The organism is Actinomadura sp. NPDC048021 (genome assembly GCF_040653135.1).
In the GTDB taxonomy this organism is placed as follows: Bacteria; Actinomycetota; Actinomycetes; order Streptosporangiales; family Streptosporangiaceae; genus Spirillospora; species Spirillospora verrucosospora.
On sequence record NZ_JBEZJQ010000037.1, the window covers coordinates 24,855 to 41,318 of the forward strand.

14 protein-coding genes are annotated in these 16,464 nt (G+C 75.3%); 4 read left to right on the forward strand and 10 right to left on the reverse strand.

Annotated elements, in window-relative coordinates:
• Window positions 1-75: 75 nt before the first annotated feature.
• Entirely contained in the window at window positions 76-1,704 is a 1,629-nt protein-coding gene (gene pgi, locus AB0C87_RS39065; protein WP_345186768.1) for a glucose-6-phosphate isomerase, read from the reverse strand.
• 192 nt (window positions 1,705-1,896) lie between these two features.
• Here pgi and AB0C87_RS39070 point away from each other — a divergent pair, with 192 nt between their 5' ends.
• The 3 genes from AB0C87_RS39070 (at window position 1,897) to AB0C87_RS39080 (ending at window position 5,477) form a co-directional block, all read left to right on the forward strand.
• Window positions 1,897-2,940, forward strand: a complete 1,044-nt coding sequence (locus AB0C87_RS39070; RefSeq protein ID WP_360581709.1) for a hypothetical protein — start codon at window positions 1,897-1,899, stop codon at window positions 2,938-2,940.
• Window positions 2,941-2,994: 54 nt separating this feature from the next.
• Window positions 2,995-4,014: a lactonase family protein gene (locus AB0C87_RS39075; RefSeq protein WP_345186772.1), complete on the forward strand. Its 1,020-nt coding sequence runs from the start codon at window positions 2,995-2,997 to the stop codon at window positions 4,012-4,014.
• Window positions 4,015-4,097: 83 nt separating this feature from the next.
• Window positions 4,098-5,477 (forward strand): NADP-dependent succinic semialdehyde dehydrogenase, encoded by a 1,380-nt coding sequence (locus tag AB0C87_RS39080; RefSeq protein ID WP_345186776.1) that lies wholly within the window; start codon window positions 4,098-4,100, stop codon window positions 5,475-5,477.
• Between the two features lie 48 nt (window positions 5,478-5,525).
• On the opposite strand, the gene AB0C87_RS39085 is transcribed toward AB0C87_RS39080, so the two are convergent.
• From AB0C87_RS39085 to AB0C87_RS39125, 9 genes are all read right to left on the reverse strand, one after another.
• Complete coding sequence (locus AB0C87_RS39085; RefSeq protein WP_360581710.1) at window positions 5,526-6,926, reverse strand: aldehyde dehydrogenase (NADP(+)); 1,401 nt, start codon at window positions 6,924-6,926, stop codon at window positions 5,526-5,528.
• The gene (locus tag AB0C87_RS39090) at window positions 6,923-8,422 is read right to left on the reverse strand and encodes an amino acid permease (protein ID WP_360581711.1); all 1,500 of its coding nucleotides are present in this window, start codon (window positions 8,420-8,422) and stop codon (window positions 6,923-6,925) included. Before AB0C87_RS39090 ends, AB0C87_RS39085 begins: the two co-directional genes overlap by 4 nt.
• A gap of 87 nt (window positions 8,423-8,509) precedes the next feature.
• Window positions 8,510-9,511 carry a proline racemase family protein gene (locus AB0C87_RS39095; protein ID WP_345186786.1) on the reverse strand — a complete coding sequence of 334 codons (1,002 nt, stop codon included), beginning with the start codon at window positions 9,509-9,511 and terminating at the stop codon, window positions 8,510-8,512.
• Window positions 9,511-10,440 (reverse strand): dihydrodipicolinate synthase family protein, encoded by a 930-nt coding sequence (locus AB0C87_RS39100; protein WP_345186790.1) that lies wholly within the window; start codon window positions 10,438-10,440, stop codon window positions 9,511-9,513. The genes AB0C87_RS39095 and AB0C87_RS39100 overlap by 1 nt, the downstream gene beginning before the upstream one ends.
• Entirely contained in the window at window positions 10,437-11,861 is a 1,425-nt protein-coding gene (locus AB0C87_RS39105; protein WP_360581712.1) for an FAD-dependent oxidoreductase, read from the reverse strand. The genes AB0C87_RS39100 and AB0C87_RS39105 overlap by 4 nt, the downstream gene beginning before the upstream one ends.
• On the reverse strand, window positions 11,858-12,166 hold the full coding sequence (locus AB0C87_RS39110) for a (2Fe-2S)-binding protein (RefSeq protein ID WP_345187153.1): 309 nt from the start codon (window positions 12,164-12,166) through the stop codon (window positions 11,858-11,860). The genes AB0C87_RS39105 and AB0C87_RS39110 overlap by 4 nt, the downstream gene beginning before the upstream one ends.
• Complete coding sequence (locus AB0C87_RS39115) at window positions 12,163-13,323, reverse strand: FAD-binding oxidoreductase (protein ID WP_360581713.1); 1,161 nt, start codon at window positions 13,321-13,323, stop codon at window positions 12,163-12,165. The genes AB0C87_RS39110 and AB0C87_RS39115 overlap by 4 nt, the downstream gene beginning before the upstream one ends.
• Window positions 13,324-13,412: 89 nt before the next feature.
• Window positions 13,413-14,024, reverse strand: coding sequence for a helix-turn-helix domain-containing protein (locus tag AB0C87_RS39120; protein WP_360581714.1), 612 nt, complete (start codon window positions 14,022-14,024; stop codon window positions 13,413-13,415).
• 75 nt (window positions 14,025-14,099) lie between these two features.
• Window positions 14,100-15,077 carry an ornithine cyclodeaminase family protein gene (locus AB0C87_RS39125; RefSeq protein WP_360581715.1) on the reverse strand — a complete coding sequence of 326 codons (978 nt, stop codon included), beginning with the start codon at window positions 15,075-15,077 and terminating at the stop codon, window positions 14,100-14,102.
• Window positions 15,078-15,254: 177 nt separating this feature from the next.
• On the opposite strand from AB0C87_RS39125, the gene AB0C87_RS39130 reads away from it, so the two are divergent.
• A complete protein-coding gene (locus AB0C87_RS39130; protein ID WP_360581716.1) occupies window positions 15,255-16,460 on the forward strand; it encodes a branched-chain amino acid ABC transporter substrate-binding protein in 1,206 nt (401 codons plus the stop codon).
• Window positions 16,461-16,464 lie beyond the last annotated feature (4 nt).

Genomic DNA, 16,464 nt, shown 5'->3' on the forward strand with positions numbered 1-16,464 from the left:
TGCGCAGGCGCTGTTCGGAGTGAGCGAGCAGGGCGGCACAGATCGCTTCGGTGCTCCGCCGGTCGAGCCGCCGGGTCAGACGCTGCGGCCGCGCAGCTCGCGGTACCTGCGCACGAGCGCGCCGGTGGACGGGTCGGGCGCGTCCGACGGCGGCTCCTGCGAGGTGAGCGCCGGGGCGAGGTCCATCGCCATGACCTTGCCGAGCTCGACGCCCCACTGGTCGAAGGAGTCGATGCCCCAGATCGTCCCCTCGACGAAGACGATGTGCTCGTAGAGCGCGACGAGGGAGCCGAGGGTCTTCGGGGTGAGCTTCGGGGCGAGGATCGTGCTGCTCGGCCGGTTGCCCGGCATGACCTTGTGCGGGACGACCGCCGCGGGCGTGCCGTCGGCGGCGATCTCCTCGGCGGTCTTGCCGAACGCGAGCGCCGAGCTCTGCGCGAGCATGTTCGCGATGAGCAGGTCGTGCATCCCCTCGCGGTCCTCGAACGGCTCGGCGAAGCCGATGAAGTCCGCGGGCACGAGCCGGGTGCCCTGGTGCAGCAGCTGGTAGAAGGCGTGCTGGCCGTTGGTGCCGGGCTCGCCCCAGAAGATCTCTCCGGTCTGCGCGATGACCGGCGCGCCGTCGGCCCGCACCGACTTGCCGTTGGACTCCATCGTGAGCTGCTGGAGGTAGGCGGGGAACCGCGACAGCCGCTGGCTGTAGGGCAGGACGGCCCGGGTCTGCGCGCCGAAGAAGTCGGTGTACCAGACGCCGAGCAGGCCCATCAGCACCGGCATGTTCGCCTCGAACGGCGCGCTGCGGAAGTGCTCGTCGACCTCCCGGAACCCGGCGAGCATCTCGCGGAACGCCTCGCCGCCGATCGCGATCATCAGCGACAGGCCGATGGCGCCGTCGAAGGAGTAGCGCCCGCCCACCCAGTCCCAGAACCCGAACATGTTGGCGGTGTCGATGCCGAACTCGGCGACCCGCTCGGCGTTGGTCGACACGGCGACGAAGTGGCGGGAGACGGCGTCGTCGCCGAGCCGCTCGGTGAGCCACCGCCGCGCGACCTTGGCGTTGGTGAGGGTCTCCAGCGTCCCGAACGTCTTGGAGCTGACGACGAACAGCGTCTGCTCGGGGTCGAGGCCGGCGAGCTTGCCGAGGATGTCGGCCGGGTCGATGTTGGAGACGAACCGGCAGGAGACGCCCGCGTCGGCGAAGTCGTGCAGCGCCTCGTAGGCCATGGCGGGGCCGAGGTCGGAGCCGCCGATGCCGATGTTGACGACGGTCGTGATGCGCTTGCCGGTGGAGCCCGTCCACTCCCCCGACCGGACGCGGCCGGCGAAGTCGGCCATCCTGTCCAGGACGGCGTGCACGTCGGCCGCGACGTCCTGCCCGTCCACCGTCAGGGCCTCGCCGGGAGGCAGCCGCAGCGCGGTGTGCAGGACGGCGCGGTCCTCGCTGACGTTGATGTGCTCCCCGCCGAACATCGCCTCGATCCGGGCGCGCAGGCCCGCCCGCTCGGCGAGCGCCGTGAGCAGCGTCAGGGTCTCGCCGGTGACGCGGTGCTTGGAGTAGTCCAGGTACAGGTCCCCCGCGGTCACGGTCATCCGGTCGGCGCGCCCCGGGTCCTCCGCGAAGAGCTCGCGCAGGTGCCGCCCGGCGATCGCCGCCTGGTGCTCGGCCAGCGCGGTCCATTCGGGCGACTCGGTGATATCAGCCATTGCCTCTCTCATCTCCTCGTGGGGGCGGGGGCGTACCCCCGCGGGCGGGCGCCGAACGTCCCCCGGGCACCGCGCCGCTCCCACGGCGATCATAGATTCGACCGCGCGTGACCGTATCAGGGCCGTCCCCGCGCGCGCAGCGATCCGCCCTAGGGCCGCCACCCGGCGGGCTCCGGCGCTAGGGTCCCGCCCATGGGAGCCCGCGCGAACTTCGCCCTCATCGACGGAAACGGCCTGCGGCTGCACTATTCCCACTGGGCCGCCGACAGCGTGTGCTCGGTGCTGGCCGCGGGCCCGGCCGCGGCCGGGCGTTTCATCTCCGCCCAGCAACGCCTCGACGACCCGGCCCGCGACTGGCTGGACGACGGGTGGGCGGAGGGCGGCGCGGTCGTCGACCACACGACCCGGCGATTGATGTTCTACGGCGACCAGCTGACGGCGGAGGTGCCCTGCAAGCGGGCCTATCTCTCGCTGCTCGCGCTGACCTGGCCGGGCTGGACGGTGCGGTGGGCCTACGACGGCATCGGCGACCTCGCCGCGGCCGCCGGTGTGGACCGCGCGGTCGTCCGCCGCCCCGACGAGGAGGAGCGCGACCTTCCAGGCGAGGCGGAGGCCGACCTGGAGTGGGAGGTGCACCTCCTCACCGTCCGCGCCGCCGGCCGGGTCACCGCCTACCCGCTGTTCTCGGAGGTCCACACCGCCTGGCAGGGCCCCGGGCTGCTGGAGCGGCTGCCCGCGGGCGGACGGCCGCGGCTGGATCTCGGGACGATCCCCTCCGGCGGGCTGCACGTGGACGCCGCCGCCCGCACCGCAGGCGCCTGGCTGAGCCACCACGGCACCGGGCTGGTGCCGGAACTGGAAGGGCTGTGGCCCGGCTGGCGCGTCGAGTTCTGGGGGGACCGGTACGAGGAGCAGGTCGCCCGCTGCGAGGGCGCGGTCACCGTGCCGGACGCGGACCCTGCCGCCGCGCTCGACGAGGTGCTCGCCGGGATGGCCCGCGCGCGAGGGCACGACCCGGTGCCAGGGATGCTCGCCGCCGTCCGCCGGCACGCCGGCGACCGGAGGGTGGAGCTGAACCCCTCCTTCACCGCGCACCGGCAGGTTGACGCCACCGACGCCGAATGGGAGGCGGTCCTGAGCGCCGCCGGGCGGCTGCGCGCCCGCCTCGCCGCGGGCCACGGCGGGCCCGCGGGGGGCGCCGCTGCCGGCGATCATCACCCGCCCCGGGGCGGCTAGGCTCGCCATCGGCCGCCCCGGGGAGGGCGGATCGCGTTTCGAGGGGAGTGCCGGGTGGGCGAGCGGGCGTTCTGGGTGGGCACGTACACCGGCGCGGCCGGCGGCGGCGCCGGGATCTACCGGGTCGCGCGGGAGGCCGACGGGACGCTGCGGGCGGCCGAACTCGCGGTGGAGGCCGTCTGCCCCTCCTACCTGGCCGTCCACCCCGTGAAGAAGGTCCTGTACGCGGTCCGGGAGGAGGACCGCGGCGGGGTCGCGGCCTACGACGCGGCCGGCCCGCGGCTGAGGGAGATCGGGGCACGGGAGGCGGGGGCGCTGCCCTGCCACCTGTCCGTGTCGCCGGACGGCGGGCGCCTCCTCGTCGCCGACTACGGGTCCGGGACGGTCCGGGCCTACCCGCTGGGTCCCGACGGCGGTCTCGCCGGGGATCCGGACGTGGTGGAGGGGCACGGCGGCGGGCCGAGGGCCGACCGACAGGAGGGCCCGCACGCCCACATGACCGTCCACGCCCCCGACGGGACGATCCTGGCGACCGACCTGGGCGCGGACCTCGTGCGGTCCTTCCGCGTCGAGGGCGGCGCCCTGCGGCTCGCCGGGGAGACGGCCCTTCCGGCCGGGTGCGGGCCGCGGCATCTGGCCGTCCACCCGAGCGGGCACGTGCACGTCCTGGCGGAGCTCGCCGCGTCCGTCCTCGTCCTGAGCCCCGCCGGCGGGTACGCGGGCCTGGAGGTCGTGGCGGAGTCGCCCGCGACGGCCGGGCCGGCGGGCGGCGCCGCCCAGGGCGCGGCGATCAAACTCGGCGACGGCGGCCGGTACGTCTACACCTCCATGCGCGGCACGGACGTGGTGACGGCCCACCGGGTGCTGGACGGCGGCGCGGCGCTGGCGCCGGTCGCGGACGTCCCCTCCGGCGGGCACTGGCCGCGCGACCTGCACGTGGACGGCGAGTGGATGCACGTGGCGAACGAGCGCAGCGACGCGGTCGCGACCTTCCGGATCGGGCCGGACGGCGTCCCGGCGCCGGTGGGGCCGCCCCTGCGCGTCCCCTCGCCGGTGTGCGTGATCCCCGGCTGAGCACCGGTCCGCGCGGGCGTTTCCTGCGGGCCGCCTCGGGCACGTCCCGGGTAACGAGCCGGACACCCAGGGAGCATTCCGACATGACGACGATCGCCACGACCAACCCCGCGACGGGCGAGGTCGAGAAGACCTTCGACGCGCTGACCGACGAGGAGGTCGACCGGCGCGTCGCACGGGCGGCGGACACGTTCGCCTCCTACCGCACGGTCCCCCTGGAGCGGCGGGCGGAGTGGATGAAGGCCGCGGCGGACGTCCTCGACCGGGAGGCCGACCAGATCGGCGCCATGCTGACCACCGAGATGGGCAAGACGCACAAGGCGGCGGTGGCGGAGGCGCACAAGTGCGCGAAGGCGTGCCGCTACTACGCCGAGCACGCGGCGGAGTTCCTGGCCGACCGGCGCCCCGCCGACCCGGCGGACGTGAACGCGTGGGACGCCTACGTCCGCTACCAGCCCCTCGGGCCCGTGCTGGCGGTCATGCCGTGGAACTTCCCGCTCTGGCAGGTGATCCGCTTCGCGGCCCCCGGGCTGATGGCGGGCAACGTCGGGCTGCTGAAGCACTCCTCGAACGTCCCGCAGACGGCGCTGTTCCTGGAGGACCTGTTCCGCCGCGCCGGGTTCCCCGAAGGCGCGTTCCAGACGCTGCTGATCGGCTCGGCGAAGGTCGAGCGGGTGCTGCGCGACCCGCGGGTGAAGGCCGCGACGCTCACCGGCAGCGAGCCCGCGGGGCGGTCGGTCGCCGCCATCGCCGGGGACGAGATCAAGCCGACCGTGCTGGAGCTCGGCGGCAGCGACCCGTTCGTGGTGATGCCGTCCGCCGACCTGGAGGCCGCGGCGCGCACGGCGGCGGAGTCCCGCTGCCTCAACAACGGGCAGAGCTGCATCTCGGCGAAGCGGTTCATCGTCGACACCGGCTGCGCCGACGAGTTCGAGCGGCTGTTCGTCGAGCGGATGCGCGCGAAGAGGGTGGGCGACCCGATGGACGAGGCGACCGACGTCGGCCCCCTCGTCAGCGAGGAGGGCCGCGCCGAGGTCGAGGAGCTCGTCGCCGACGCGGTCGGCAAGGGCGCGAGCGTGCTGTGCGGCGGCGAGCGCCCGGACGGCCCCGGGTGGTACTACCCGCCGACGGTGGTCTCCGGCGTGACGCCCGAGATGCGGATGTACCACGAGGAGGTCTTCGCCCCGGTCGCGTCGCTGCTGCGCGTGAGCGGGGTGTCGGAGGCCGTCGAGGTCGCGAACGCGACGGGCTTCGGGCTCGGCTCGAACGCCTGGACGCGCGACGACGGCGAGCGGGAGCGGTTCGCGAACGAGCTGGACGCCGGGCAGGTCTTCATCAACGGGATGACGACGTCCTACCCGGAGCTGCCGTTCGGCGGCGTGAAGCGCTCCGGGTACGGGCGCGAGCTGTCGGCCGACGGCATGCGCGCGTTCTGCAACGCCAAGACCGTCTGGGTGGGCTGACCGCCCGAGCGTCCTCGGTCCGCCGCGCGCGGCGGACCGAGGACGGTCTCACCGGACGGCCTGCGGGACCTTCCACGGGTTGTCGTCGCGCAGCGGCGGCGGCAGCAGGTCCTGCGGCCAGTTCTGGTACGCGACGGGCCGCAGGAACCGCTCCGTGGCGGCCGTGCCGACCGAGGTGGTGGAGGGCGCCGTCGTGGCCGGGTACGGCCCGCCGTGCTGCATCGCGTGCGTGACGGACACGCCGGTCGGCCACTGGTTCCACAGGACGCGGCCGCTCCGGCCCGCGAGCACGGCGGCGAGCGCCTCCAGCTCGCCGGCCTCCTCCGGCTCGGCGTGCAGCGAGGAGGTGAGCTGGCCGGGCAGCGCCGCCACGACGCCCGCGAGGTCGGCGAGGCGCTCGTAGGTGACGACGAGGCCGAGGGGCCCGAAGCACTCCTCCGCCGCGGCGTCGATGTCGGCCTGGAACGCCGCCAGGTCCATGGTGAGCAGGCGCGGGGTCAGCGCGTCCTCCTCCTGCGGCCAGACCAGGCGCCGCACGCCCGGCCGGGCGCCCAGGCTGCCCGCCGCGGCCAGGTATCCGGAGCTGATCCGCTCGTTGAGCATCGGCGCCCCGGCGGCCTCGCGCAGGCGCGCCGCGATGCCCTCCGCCAGTCCGGGCGGCGCGAACAGCAGGCCGGGGTTCGTGCAGAACTGGCCGGCCCCCAGCGTCAGGGACGCCGCGTACCCCCGGGTGATCTCCTCGGCGCGGGCCTCGGCGGCGCGGGGCGTCACCACGGACGGGTTCACGCTGCCCATCTCGCCGTAGAACGGGATCGGGACCGGCCGCTCCGCCGCGATCCTCGCGAGGGCGAGGCCGCCCCGCTGGGAGCCGGTGAACGCGGCGGCGGCGACGCCGGGATGCCGCAGGGCCTCGACTCCGGCGTCCTCGCCCTCGATGAGGGCGAACACGCCGTCCGGGAGCCCGGCGCCGGCGATCGCCTCGGCCGTCCGGCGCGACAGGCGGGGATGGCCGGGGTGCGCCTTGGCCACGACGGGGCAGCCCGCCGCCCACGCCGACGCGGTGTCGCCGCCGGCGACACTGAAGGCGAACGGGAAGTTGCTCGCCGCGAACACCAGCACCGGGCCGACGGCCGTCCGGCAGCGGCGCAGGTCCGGGCGCGGCCCGGTGGGCCAGTCCGGGTCGGGCCGATCGATGCGGGCGTCGTGGAGGGCGCCCTCAAGGACCTGCTCGGCGAACAGCTTCAGCTGGAACGTGGTGCGGGTCAGCTCGCCGTTGAGGCGCACCTCGCCGAGGCGGCTCTCCTCGTCGGCGAGGGCGACCAGCTCGCCGCGGGCGGCCTCCAGCGCGTCCGCGACCGCCGCCAGGTGGGCGGCGCGTTCGGCCGGCGGCGACGCGGCCCAGCCCGGAGCGGCGGCGACCGCCGCGGAAACGGCCTGGTCGGGTGTCATGAGGTGCTCCCCTCGTCCTCGGTGTTCGGGGCCGTGCGGGCGGACCGCGGCGCCCGGTTCTCCACCGAGTTGCGGTACCCGTACAGCGCGTAGACGACCAGGCCGAGCACCATCCACACCGCGAACCGGACCCAGGTGATCCAGTCGAGGTTGGCGATCAGCCAGATCGAGAAGGCGATGCCGACGAGCGGCACCACCGGCACCCAGGGGGTGCGGAACGAGCGCGGCAGGTCGGGGCGGGTGCGGCGCATCACCATGACGGCGATCGCGACGACGATGAACGCCATCAGGATGCCGATGTTGGTGAGGTCGGCCGCCTCCTTGATGGGCAGCAGGCCCGCGATGACCGCCGAGCCGATCCCGACGAGCCAGATGACGCGGGTCGGGACCTGCCGCCGCGGGTGGTTGCGGGCGAAGTAGGCGGGCAGCAGGCCGTCGCGGCTCATCGAGAACCAGACGCGGGTGACCGCCAGCATGTTCGCGAGCGCGGAGGTGGTGATGCCGACGACGGCGCCGACCGCGACGACCGTGCCGAGACCGGTCAGGCCGACCGAGGCGAGCGCGCTGGAGAACGGGCTCTTGACGTCGATCTGCCGGTAGTCCTGCATGCCCAGCAGGACGATGCAGACCAGGAGGTAGATGACCGCGGCGATGGCCAGCGAGATGACGATCGCCTTGGGGAGCACCTTCTTGGCCTCGGCGCTCTCCTCCGCCGCCGCGCTCATGGCGTCGTAGCCGTAGACGGCGAAGAAGGTGGTGGCGGCCCCGGCGACGGCGCCGCCGATGCCGAACGGCAGGAACGGGCTGAAGTTGCCGGCCGAGACGTGGAACGCTCCCGCGACGATGACCAGCGCGACGATCGCGAGCTTGACCACGACGAGGATCGTCTCGAACCGCGCGGACTCCTTCGTCCCGCGCGACAGCACGAACGCCAGCAGCAGGCACAGCAGCGCCGCGAACAGGTCGACCTTGTGGCCGGCGCCGGTGCCGGGCGCGCCGAGCGCCCAGTCCGGGATGTCGAGGCCGATCTGGTCGAGGATGTAGGACAGGTAGCCGGAGATGGCGATCGCGACGACGGCGACGATCGCGGTGTACTCCAGCAGCAGGTCCCAGCCGATCGCCCAGCCGATCGCCTCGCCGAGCGCGGCGTAGGAGTAGGTGTAGGCGGAGCCGGCCTTCGGGATGGTGCCGGCGAACTCGGCGTAGCAGAGCGCGGCGGCGGCGCTGGCGATGATGGCGATCAGGAAGGAGATCATCACGCCGGGCCCGGCGTCGTCGTGGGCGACGACGCCGGCGAGCGAGAAGACGCCCGCGCCGACGAGCCCGCCGAGGCTGAGCGCGACGAGCTGCCACAGCCCCATGGTGCGGCGCAGGCCGCCCGGGGTCTCCTCTTCCGAGGAGTCGACGGGTTTCAGGCGGAAGACCCCGGCCCGGGTGAACAGCGCGGACCCGGCAGGGCCCCGCGGTGGTCGTGTTTTGGGCATGGCTTGGGACATGGAGGTCCCTCCCGACTGGTGCAGGGTGGGTGTGACGCGGCGGTCAGGGCCGCCGTGAAGGGCTCGGGAAGAGCCGGCCGGCCCCTCTCAGAGGACGAAGCCCTCGGGGAAGGGGTCGGCGGGGTCGAGCAGGTAGGTGGCGGTGCCGGTGATCCAGGCCCGCCCGGTGAACTCGGGGATCACCGCGGGCAGGCCGCCGGCGTCGGCGGTGCCGACCAGGCGCCCGGTGAACCGGGTGCCGATGAACGACTCGTTGACGAACTCGGTGTGCAGCGGCAGCTCGCCCCGGGCGTGCAGCTGCGCCATGCGGGCGGAGGTGCCGGTGCCGCACGGCGACCGGTCGAACCAGCCCGGATGGATGGCCATCGCGTTGCGCGAGCGCCTGGCGTCCGACCCGGGCGCGAGGAACTGGACGTGCTTGCAGCCTCCGATGAGCGGGTCGGCCGGGTGGACGGGGCGGTCGGTCGCGTTGATCGCCTCCATGATCGCCAGCCCGGCCCGCAGGATGTCCTCCTTGCGGGCCCGGTCGAACGGCAGGCCGAGCGGCTCGAGGTCGGTGATGGCGTAGAAGTTGCCGCCGTAGGCCATGTCGTAGCGGACGTCCCCGAGCCCGGGCACCGCCACCACCGCGTCCCGCCGGAGCGCGAACGAGGCGACGTTGCGGAGCGTGACGTGCTCGGCGACGCCGTCGCGGACCGCGACCCGGGCCTCGACGAGGCCGGCCGGGGTGTCCAGCCGCACGATCGTCTCCGGCTCGGTCACCTCCACCATCCCGGTCTCGACCAGGACGGTCGCGACGCCGATGGTGCCGTGCCCGCACATCGGCAGGAACCCGCTGACCTCGACGTAGACGACGCCCCAGTCGGCGTCCGGGCGGGTCGGCGGCTGGAGCAGGGCCCCGCTCATCGCGGGGTGGCCGCGCGGCTCGTCCACCAGGAAGCGGCGGAGCCCGTCCAGGTGCCGCACGGCGTGGCGGCGCCGCTCGGCCATCGTGGCGCCCGGGATGGGCGCGACGCCGCCGGTGACGACGCGCGTCGGCATCCCCTCGGTGTGGGAGTCGACCGCGCTGATCGACCGGGCCGAGCGCATCAGGCGGCCCGCCGCCGCGCGAGGGCCTCGATCGCGCGGTCCATGTCGGCGGTGACGGCGGCGCGGTGCTCGGGGACGAGCGGGCCGCGCGGCGGGCGGCAGGGGCCGCCGTACCGGCCGACCTGCTCCATGCCGAGCTTGATCGCCTGGACGAACTCGGTGCGCGAGTCCCAGCGGAACGCGGCGACGAGCGGCTCGTACAGGGCGCGGGCCTCCTCCAGCTTCCCGGCGGTGGCCAGCTCGTACAGCAGCGCCGACTCGGCCGGGAAGACGTTGGGGAAGCCGGCGAACCAGCCCGTCGCGCCCATCAGCAGCGCTTCGAGGGTGACGTCGTCGGCGCCGGCGACGACCTCCAGGCCCGGGGCCCTCTCCCGGATCTCCAGCACGCGGCGGACGTCGCCGGAGAACTCCTTGACCGCCACGACGCCGTCGATCTGCGCGATCTCGGCGAGCAGCTCCGGGGTGAGGTCGACCTTGGTGTCGATGGGGTTGTTGTAGACCATGACCGGCAGGCCGACGGACGCCACGGCCTCGAAGTGCGCGATGATCTCGCCGCGGTTGGCCCGGTACATGGTGGGCGGCAGGCACAGCACGCCGTCGGCGCCGTCCTCGGCCGCGATCTGCGTCCAGTGCCGGGCCTGGTGGGAGCCGGGGCCGTGCACGCCGACCACGACGACGCCGTCCCGGCCGACCGCTTCGACGGCGGTGCGGGCGACGCGGCGGCGCTCGTCGTCGGTCAGCGAGGAGTACTCGCCGAGGGACCCGTTCGGGCCGACGCCGCGGCAGCCGTTGTCGACGAGCCAGCGGCAGTGCTCGGCGTAGCGGTCGTGGTCGACGGCGAGCCCGGCGGGGGCGGCGGCGTCCTCGCGGTAGGGCAGGGCCGTCGCCACGATGACGCCGCCGAGGCTCAGGGGCTTGCTGTCGCTCATCGGGCGCTCTCTTTCTTGTCGGGTGTGTCAACTGGAGGGTCCGCGAGCTCGCCGAGCCGGATGGGCTGGGCGACGGGCCGGCGGTGGGGGTCGCTCCCGCCCGCCCGGCCGCGGAGCAGTTCGGCGACCGCGGGGCCGCAGACGCGGGCCTGGCAGGGGCCGAGCCCGGCGCGGGTGCCGAGCCTGACGGCGGGGGCCGAGCCGGCGGCCGCGCCGTCCGCGGCGCGCAGGAGGGTCTCGCAGGCGGTCTCCTCGCAGCGGCAGACGATCGTGTCGGGGCGCAGCCAGCCGGGCCACGCCGCGCCGACGGGGTGCGCGGCGGCGAGCCGTCCGGCGAACGCGCGCCCCCGGTCGCGGCGCCGGCGCAGGGCGGCGGCCGCGCGGTCGCCGGGGTCCCCTCCCCCGGCGGCCCAGCCGGCGAGCAGCCCCTCGGTGCGGGCGGCCGGAGCCCCGGCGATGCCGGTGATCTCCCCGGCCGCGTAGACGCCGGGGACGCTGGTGCGCTGGTCGTCGTCGACGTCGGCGAAGGCGCCGCCGCGCAGCCGGCAGCCGGCGGCGACGGGCAGTTCGAGCTGCGGGCTGAAGCCGTGGGTGACGCAGAGGGCGTCCACCGCGACGGTGCGCTCGGTGCCGGGCACGACCGACCAGTCGCGGCGGAGCCGCGCCGTGACCGCCTCTTCGACGCGCCCGTCGCCCCGGGCCTCGATCACGGCGCGGCCCGTCCGGTAGGGGACGCGGTGCCGGGCCAGCAGCGCCGCGTACCCGGCCAGCTCCCCCGCCTTGCCCGCCTGCGGCGCCAGCTCCCACGGGCGTGCGGCCCAGCCGCGCGCCACGGTGGCGGCCGGGTTGGCCTCCAGCACCTCGAGGACGGTGCCGCCGGCCTCGATCAGCGACGCGGCGACCGGGAGCAGGAACGGTCCAGAGCCGGCGATCAGGACGGGGTCGCCGACGACCAGGCGCTCCCCCTTCGCCAGCGCCTGCGCCGCCCCGGCGGTGTAGACCCCGGGCAGTTCCCAGCCCGGGAAGGGCAGGACGCGGTCGTGGGCGCCCGGCGCCAGCACCAGCGCGTCCGGGCGCAGGACGCGCCGTTCCCGTCCGGCGCCGTCGGCCTCGCCTCGCAGCACGTGGACGTGCGGCGGCCCCTGCTCGGCGCGGTCGAGGGACCAGACGGCGCTCTCGGGCCACCAGTCGCAGCGCGGGTGGCCGAGCACGCGGTCGCGCAGCCGCTCGAAGCCGCGCCACCCGTGGTGGAGGCGGCCGGGGCGGGCGGCGCCGAAGGCGGCGGGCGGCATCCGGTGGTACTGGCCTCCGGGGTCCTCGGCGGCGTCGAGCAGCGTGACCCGCGCCCCGGCGCGCAGCGCGCCCGCCGCCGCGCCGAGCCCCGCCGGGCCGGCGCCGACGACCACGACGTGCCGGCTCACCTGGCCTCCCTGGACTGGGTCGTGACGGCGTCGCCGTCGCGGGCGCGGCGGCGGCACGCCCGCACGTCGCGGACGCCGTTGACGGTGAGGAGGCAGTCGAAGCAGGCGCCGATCCCGCAGAACACGCCGCGCGGGGCGCCGGAGGGCCCGCGCCGCCAGGTGCGGCGGCCCGCGGCCAGCAGCACTCCGGCGAGGGTCTGGCCGGCGACGCCGTCCACGGGTTCGCCGTCCACGGTGATCCGCAGCGGGACGTCGGGGCGGCGGCCGGTCCGGTCGGCGCCGGCGGGGACGAGTCGCGCGCTCATCGGGTCTCTCCTTCGCACTGGGCGGCGGGCCGGTCCGCGCGGAACGGCGCCGCGTCGATCGCGGGGGCGCGGCCGAGCATGAGGTCGCGCAGGACGGCGGCGGTCCCGGCGGACAGGCCGATCCCGGCGCCCTCGTGGCCGGTGGCGTGCCAGAGGCCCTCCAGGTCCGGGTCGGCGCCGATCACGGGCAGGTGGTCGTCGACGTACGGGCGGAACCCCCCGTAGGCGCGCATCACCGGCACCCCGGCCAGGGACGGGAACAGCCGCAGCGCCTTGGCGGCGATGACCGACAGCACCTCGGGGCGGATCCGGTCGTCGAACCCGACCCGGCGGCGCGAGGAGCCGAGGAGGATCGTCCCCGCCCGGGTGGACTCGACGACGGCGGACGCCTGCAGGTCCCCGGCGCCGCTGCCGACCGCGGCCACGTAGTCCGCGTCGTAGACCTTGTGGAAGACGGTCGGCGGCATCGGCGCGGTCACCAGGACCTCTCCGCGGCGGGGCCGGACACCGAGCCGGACGCCGAGCCGCGCGGCGACCTCCCCCGCCCAGGGCCCGGCCGCGTTGACGACCGCGTCGGCCTCGATCGTCCCGCCGGAGGTGCGGACGCCGGTGAGGCGGCCGCCGCTGCGGACCGCGCCGAGGACCTCGCACCCGGTGCGCAGGACGGCGCCGGCGCGCACGGCGGCGGCCAGCAGGGCGACGGCGGCTCCGGCGGGCTGGACCTGGGCGTCCTCGGGGTAGTGGACGGCCTTGGCGAAGTCGCGCGTCAGGTGGGGTTCGGCGGCGGCGAGGGCGGCGGCGTCCAGGTCCTCGGCGGTGATCCCGGCCTCGCGCTGGGCTGCGGCGAACTCCGTCAGCGCCGCGGCGCCCGCCGGGGTGGTGGCGACGACGATGCCGCCCTTGGCGTCCCATTCGACGCCGCCCGCGTTCGGGTCGCCGTCCAGGATGGCGGGCCACAGCTCGCGCGACAGCCGCGCCAGTTCGAGCTCCGGGCCCGGCCCCTTGTCGGAGACCAGGATGTTGCCCTCGCCGTGGGCGGTGGTCCCGGCGGCGGGGCCGCCCCGGTCGGCGACGACGACCTCGCAGCCCGCCAGGGCCAGCTCGCGGGCGCAGGCCGCGCCGATGATCCCGGCGCCCAGCACCACGACCCGCGTCATCGACCCTCCCGTTTGCCGTTCGTTAAACCGAACGATTCTGAGAGTAAGCGCGCCACGCGCGCGCTGTCAACGCGCGGGCGGCTCCGGATTCAGGGGGTTTCCGCCAGATGGGACGGGGTGCCGGGCGAGGCGTGAAGCCGCTGGTCAGCGCTGTACTGCAGCAGCAGGACGGAGCGGACGGGCCCCTCGACCGCGGTGTAGCGGTGCGGCAGGCGCGCGTCGAAGCCGACGTAGTCGCCCGGCCCGAGCTCCACGTCCCGGTCGTCCACCCGAACGGCGAGCCGCCCGGACTGCACGACCGTGTGCTCCATCCCCACATGGCCGAGCGAGTCCTGCCGGCGGCCGGCCCTGAACTGCTGGTCGTACACCTCGAACATGGCGCCGCCGGACTCGATGCCGCGCAGCGGCCGCAGGTCGACGCCCTTCCCGCTCAGGACCTCCACGTCCGCCGCGCGCACCACCGTGAGCCCGGACGGCTCCTGGTGGTCGAGCAGGTCGGAGATGGGGACCTCCAGCGCGCGCGAGAGGCTGAACACGGTCTCGATCGTGGGGTTCCCGGCGCCCGCCTCCAGCTGGGACAGCGTCGCCTTGCCGATCTTGGACCGGCGGGACAGTTCCGACAGCGACAGGCCGAGCTCCAGCCGCGCGCGGCGCAGGTTGCCGGCCAGCACGTCCCGCACCGATTCCCCTGACGCCCCCACGCTCCCGCTCCTCGTCCGCTCGCCCGCTCACGTTCGCTCTATCGAACGGCCAGTGTACTCGGCGGCCCGGAGGGGTCAGAGCTCCACCAGCGTCCCGGCGCCGGCCTCGCGGGCGCGGCCGACGATGACGGACGCCGCCGCCGCGTCCTGCACGCCGAGGCCGACGCTGTTGTAGAAGACGAGGTCGGTCTCGGACCGCCGCCCGGCGGCGAGGCCGGCGACGATCGGGCCCAGCGGGCGCACCCGGCCGGGGTCCAGCTCCCCGGCGCGCACGGCGGCCACGACGGGACCGGCGTGCTCCAGGGCGGTCGTCACGTCGTCCACCACGACCGCGGCGGCGCGGGCGAGAACCTCCCCGTCCACCTCCGCCCGGTCCGGGGCGAACGATCCGACGCTCACGACCGTGCACCCGGGGTCGAGCCACGCGCCGAGGACGACCGGCTCGGCGCTGGTGGTGGCGGTGACGACGATCTGCGCGCCCCGGACCGCCTCGCGGGCGGACGCCGCCGCCCCGACCGGCAGCTCCAGGTCCCGTGCGAGCTCGGCGGCGGCGGTGCAGGTGTCCGGATGGCGGCAGGCCACCGCCACCTCGGTGAGGGGACGCACCGCGGCCATCGCCCGCACGTGCGCGCGGCCCTGGACGCCGCAGCCGACGACCGCGAGGCGGCAGGCCCCCGGCGCCGCGAGGTGGTCGGCCGCCACCGCGCTCGCCGCCGACGTGCGCAGCGTCGTCACGGCCTCGCCCTCGATGACCGCGACGGGCCGCCCGTCCACCGGGTCAAGGACGGTCACCAGGGCCGCCACGGTCGGCAGGCCGCGCCCCGCGTTGCCCGGGGTGACGCTCCCGAACTTGGCGACCGCGCCGGCGCCGGGCAGGCGGGAGACGTAGCCGAAGGCGACGTCGCCGTCCGGGCCGTCCAGCAGCACCCGCGGCGCGAGCCGCGCCCGCCCGCGGCCGAGCGCGGCGAACGCCTCCCGCTGCGAGGCGATCGCGGCGGGCAGGTCGAACACCGCGCGCACGTCGGCCGCGGAGAGCAGCAGGACACCGGCCATGGGGAGATCCTTTTCAGGCCGCGGCCGCGCTGTCGAGTGGCGAAAGGGCAAGCGGTGCTTACCGATCAGTGCATGAGATCGCATGCTTGCCCGTCTCGACGCCCGTGCCTGGACGTTTCACGCTTTCACCATCCCGGACCACGAGGACCTGCCGGCCACGAGCGACGGAGAGCCCCGATGACTCCACTGACCCCGCGGGACCGCGGACGCCGGTTCCGGACTCTCACCGCGGCGGGTGCCGGCCTGCTGCTCGTCCCGCTCGCCGCGGCCTGCGGGTCGGGCGGCTCCGGCGGCTCGGGCGCCATCAGGATCGGTGTTCCGGCGCCGCTGAGCGGTGACTCCGCCTCGGCCGGGCAGGACATCCTCGCCGCGGCCAGGGTCGCCGCCGACGAGATCAACAAGGCCGGCGGGGTGGACGGCCGGAAGATCCAGATCGTGGAGGCCGACGACCAGTGCAGCGCCCAGCAGGGCGCGCAGGCCGCGCAGAAGCTGCTCAACAGCGGGGTCGTTGCGGTCGCCGGCGGGTACTGCTCGGGCGCGGCGGTGCCCGCGATCCCGATCTACGGCAGGCGCGGCGTCCCGTTCGTGATGGACGCCTCCACCAACCCCTCCCTCACCGACAGCGGCAAGGGCAAGGTGTTCCGCACCTGCGGGCGCGACGACAACCAGGGCCTGGTCGCGGCCAAGTTCATGACCGGACCGCTCGGGGCGAAGCGGATCGCGCTGCTGCACGACAACACCACCTACGCCAAGGGCCTCGCGGACGCCGCGGCGAACTCGGCGCGGCAGGCGGGCGGCCAGGTCGTCTACGAGAACGCGCTGCAGCCCGGCCAGTCCGACTACGGACCCGTCCTCACCAAGATCGCCTCAACGCGGCCGGACGTGCTGTACTTCACCGGCTACTTCGCCGAGGCGGGCCTGCTGATGAAGCAGCGCAAGCAGCTCGGGCTGAGGTTCGCGCTCATGGGCGGGGACGCCACGACCGACTCCACCGTGCTGAAGACGGCGGGCTCGGCGGCCGGCGGCTACATCGCCACCACCGCGCCGCTGGCCAAGGACCTGCCGGCCGCCGCGCGGTTCGTCTCGGCGTACAAGGCGGCGAACAACGCCGATCCGGGGCCGTTCTCGGTGTACGAGTACGACGCGGTGAAGGTCGTCGCGAAGGCGATCGACGACGCCGGGTCCACCCGGGCCGCCGCGATCACCGAGGCCCTCCACAAGATCAAGGACTTCCCGGGCATCACCGGGCCCATCACCTTCGACGCCAAGGGCGACCGGACCGACCCGCTCTACATCACCGTCCAGGTCCAGGGCGGCGCGTTCACCGCCTACAAGAAGCTCGACGAGAGCGGCGCCACCTGGGTGGACGCCAAGACCTCCTGATCAG